Origin of the sequence: Brevibacillus reuszeri, assembly GCF_002897295.1 — a bacterium.
Taxonomy (GTDB): Bacteria; Bacillota; Bacilli; order Brevibacillales; family Brevibacillaceae; genus Brevibacillus; species Brevibacillus reuszeri_A.
In genome coordinates, this window is record NZ_BEXF01000123.1 from 1 (window position 1) to 613 (window position 613).

A 613-nucleotide genomic window follows, 5' to 3' on the forward strand; every position below is an offset into this window, starting at 1 on the left:
ATGAAGATTGGCTTGGAGGAAGCGAAAACGACCCTGCCTGAGAGCTTTGTGCTTTTTTCGTAGTGCAATCATGCTGCGATAAAATTCATACAGCTCAAGGTTTTGTTTTTCGGGATTCCATTCCATGCATTTGCGGCAATCGGGATCTCCATCTCCGGTTAATCCGACTTCATCGCCATAAAAAATACAGGGAGTTCCCATGAAAGTGAACAGGAATACGACGGTGAGTTTCATGCGCCGGGTATCTCCTCCCACGCGCGTGAGCAGCCTAGGAGTATCATGGCTGCACAGCAGATTGAAGACCACTTCATTGGTCTGCTGGGGGTAACGCATCAGAATGGATCCGATACGGTTAGCAAAAGTGAGCCCATCCATATTGCCATTGAAGAATTCGAGCACTTTATCAGCAAAAGGATAATTCATCACCGAATCGAACTGGTCACCGGCCAGCCAGATTAAGGAGTCTGACCATACCTCTCCCACGATATAAGCTTCAGGATTGGCCTTCTTGACGACTTGTCTGAAGTCTCTCCAGAAATGATGGTCAATTTCGTTGGCGACATCAAGTCGCCAACCGTCCAGCTTGATCTCCTTGATCCAGTATTCGGCTACG

General features: G+C 48.0%; 1 protein-coding gene. It reads right to left on the bottom strand.

The features are described 5' to 3' along the window. Positions 1-613 (bottom strand): alpha-amylase family glycosyl hydrolase (locus C3B52_RS35745; protein ID WP_268811933.1); only part of this gene is annotated, 613 nt, incomplete at both ends.